This window comes from Plectonema cf. radiosum LEGE 06105, assembly GCF_015207665.1.
GTDB lineage: Bacteria > Cyanobacteriota > Cyanobacteriia > Cyanobacteriales > Nostocaceae > Rivularia > Rivularia radiosa_A.
Genome location: NZ_JADEWL010000272.1, coordinates 1 through 3,626 on the forward strand (window position 1 = coordinate 1; position 3,626 = coordinate 3,626).

2 protein-coding genes are annotated in these 3,626 nt (G+C 42.9%); both read right to left on the reverse strand.

Features of this window, described 5'->3' with window-relative positions:
• Positions 1-183: 183 nt before the first annotated feature.
• Entirely contained in the window at positions 184-1,377 is a 1,194-nt protein-coding gene (locus tag IQ247_RS31790; protein ID WP_193926178.1) for a homocysteine biosynthesis protein, read from the reverse strand.
• 450 nt (positions 1,378-1,827) lie between these two features.
• Positions 1,828-3,555 carry a succinate dehydrogenase/fumarate reductase flavoprotein subunit gene (locus IQ247_RS31795; protein WP_193926179.1) on the reverse strand — a complete coding sequence of 576 codons (1,728 nt, stop codon included), beginning with the start codon at positions 3,553-3,555 and terminating at the stop codon, positions 1,828-1,830.
• Positions 3,556-3,626: the final 71 nt, after the last annotated feature.

A 3,626-nucleotide genomic window follows, 5' to 3' on the forward strand; every position in this document is an offset into this window, starting at 1 on the left:
GGGAGATGGGGAGATGGGGAGAAAATACTTCATTATTAACTACTCACTCCTAACTCCTAACTCCTAACTCCTAACTCCTAACTCCTCACTCCTAACTCCTCACTCCCAACTCCTAACTCCTAACTCCTAACTCCTAACTCCTAACTCCCAACTCCTAACTCCCAACTCCTAACTCCTAACTCCTCAAAACTCCTTCCATCTGTCTTGGGGCAAAAAAGACCTGTCTATTGAAATTGGGGCGACTGGTTCGGTAAGGGTAAATGTACCAGCTTGAATCCATTGCTTCAATTCTATGGCAACTTGTCGCGAGAGAAATATACTCGCTAAAGGGGCTACTCTAACTGTTTTTCCGTCAATGGTGATGCGTCCCGATTTGAGTTGAGTATAACTAACTAAACCAAAGGTAGGACGCACTCGTCGGGGAATAGAAAAATCTACAATCGGTGCGACAATATCTTTGTCTTGGACGGCACAATGTTCTACTACTTGCTCGTTTAACACTGGTAAGGGTACCCCAACTCCCAACATGATCGAAGGACCATAATTGTGGAAATAACAACCTCTTACCCAACGCGCATCCATTTGCTTGGCATCGCCAATTAAAGCTAAAGTCGCCGCCGGACCAACCGGCGTATCATTGGGTAAACGCTTTTGCATGGGATTATGTTGTGTACCTTCCCAAGAAACATAACCAATTCCACCACCTAAAAAAATCCGCGTTCCAATCCCCACAAGCTGTAAATATGGATCGTTGATTAAAGGTGAAATAGCGCCGGGATTCGAGTAAACCGCATTTCCTAAACGTGGTTGCAATAGACCGAGATAAGTATAAAGCGGACGCTCTCCACCGTTAACACCTACTATAAAATTTTGATATAAATTGCGCGGATTAAATAAGTAAAATTGATTTATAGTATCGCGAGTAATGGTAGTTTCAAAAGAAGCCCTGGGGTAGCAATCCGTTACTTGTCCTTGGGCTTTTACCTGTACGGGTTTACCTGCGATTAAATCTTCGATTACGTTACCACCACCGCGTAATATTTTGGAAGCGGCTTCCCCACTACGTACTTCTTCTCCTTCCAATGGTTCGGCAATACTACTAGCACCCAAGTATAAATCTACCGCGCCAAAACCTGAGTATGCCGGTACACCATCTAACCAGCAACGACGAATTTTTATCGGTGGGTCAGTATGTCCGAGGTTAATAATGGCACCGCTAGATTCCATTTGCTCAAAGGTGCCAGTAGTAATTACATCCACTTGTTTCGCAGCTTTTGCAATGCCTATTTCTATAACCTTTGCTTTTAATTCTTCAACAGTTAATACTACCGCTTTTTTCTGGCTTATTTTATCGTTTATTTCAGCAATAGTTCGCATATTTATTATATTTTATGATGTATGAATCCGTTTTGATTTCTGTTAGCGTCTGACATTCGTCGGGTTTTAGGATAAATTTCAGTGGTAACAGACAATCTTTATAAAAACCCGACTTCTAACACCACGAAAAATCAAGTTTTTACAGCTTCCTTATAATTTAACCAGCAATCGAAGTAGTGAATATCGAACTCACGTTAATTTAGCTTCAATTGTCATATTTGACTATAAAATTTATAATTATTTCACCAAATTTTGCATACCAACCAAAACACACAGAGACGTTGCACTGCAACGTCTCTACATAATTTATCTGTATTGAATTAGTCCGCGAAGGCGGTGAAGGAGTCGCAGTCTTGGCGGTTCCCGTCGATTGCGAACTCCTGAACCCGGAGGGACGAAAGCTTGTGTAGAAGCGGTTTCAACCGCCTGGTCTTATTTCATACTTGCTACTTAATACTTCCTCTCCTTCGGCTCAAACATGGTAATCGTTACGGGACGATATTGAATATCAATTCCTGCTGCGGAATAATAAGCCATTGTATGCTGCAAATATTTTTCATCATCTCTTTCTGTATAATCTTCCCGACAATGTGCGCCCCTACTTTCCTGACGATTGAGTGCTGATGTCATAATCATTTGTCCGACTACCATCAAGCTGCGTAATTCTAAAGCTTCAATTAGCTCTGTATTCCAACAACTACCTTTATCATCTAAGTAAATCTGTGAGTATTTATGCTGAATTTGCTGTACTTTTTCTAACCCTTGCTTCATCAATTCTTCGTTGCGGAACACTCCACAATAATCAGTCATGGCATCTTGAAATTCTTGCCGTACTTGATTAATCCGGTATTCTCCGGGTTGTTCTAATAAACTTTGAATTTGCTGTTTAGCTTCTTTGATATAACGCTGCTCGTCTATGGAAGGTAATTTGCGATTTTCTACATATCTGGCGATGCTTGCCCCGGTTCTACGTCCGAAAACAACACATTCTAATAGCGAGTTACTACCGAGACGATTCGCTCCATGTACTGAAACGCAAGCACTTTCCCCCGCAGCAAAAAAACCTTCTACCAAACCATCTCCACTGCTGCGAACTTGTCCATCGGTATTTACTGGTATACCGCCCATGGAATAGTGAATTGTCGGACGTATGGGCATGGGTTCCTTTACCGCATCAACTCCTATTAAACGGTGTGCTTCTTCCCAACAAAAAGGAACGCGGCTCATAATTTTTTCTTTGCCCATGTGGCGTAAATCCAGATAGACAAAAGGGCCGCCGGGACTACCATCACGATGAGCGCCTCTTCCAGCGCGGACTTCGCGGGTAATCGCCCTTGACGTAATATCCCGTGGGGCTAATTCCATGCGAGAGGGAGCGTAATTTGCCATAAAGCGATCGCCTTCACAATTGATCAAATACGCACCTTCACCACGCACGGCTTCAGAAATTAATACGCCAACAGGATACAAGCCGGTTGGGTGAAATTGCACAAATTCCATATCTTCTAAGGGCAAACCGGCAAGGGCTGTAATCGCCAAACCATCACCTGTAGAAGCATAATCATTAGAAGTAGTATTAAAAGCTCTTCCGTAACCACCTGTCGCGAACATTACAGCTTTAGCTCGCATCACTTCCATCTGTCCGTCAAGAATGCGGAACATTAACACACCTTTGGCTTGATTTTCTTCCAATATCAAGCGCATCACATACCATTCATCATAAATGTGTACGCCATATCGCCGCAGGTTATTTACCAGTTCATGTAAAATTGCATGACCAGTTTTATCGGCAGCGTAACAGGTACGATTGTGAGAATGTCCCCCAAAAGCCCGTTGAGCAATTCTACCATCATCCAAACGAGAGAACAAAACGCCCATGTGTTCCAAATCGATTACCACATCAGGTGCTTCTTTGGTGAGAATTTCCACTGCATCTTGATCTGCTAAATAATCAGAACCTTTTACAGTATCAAAAGCGTGAGCTTGCCAACTATCAGCAGAATCCACATTTTTGAGACTAGCAGCAATACCACCTTGAGCAGCCACCGAATGAGAACGAATCGGGTGAGTTTTAGCAATTACAGCAATACTCAAACTAGGATTAGTCCGCGCAATTTCTACAGCAGCGCGACTTCCAGCCAATCCTCCACCGACTATAATTACATCGTGTTCTAACATATTCCCCCCGACTTTAAGAAACCTGTTTTTCTATAGTTACTTATATTTGGGGGGATGGGGAGGTGGGGAGG

What these genes read in the sequence shown, in the direction of transcription:
- IQ247_RS31790 (WP_193926178.1), bottom strand. Translation starts at nt 1,377, where the DNA reads ATGCGAACTATTGCTGAAATAAACGATAAAATAAGCCAGAAAAAAGCG.
- IQ247_RS31795 (WP_193926179.1), bottom strand. Translation starts at nt 3,555, where the DNA reads ATGTTAGAACACGATGTAATTATAGTCGGTGGAGGATTGGCTGGAAGT.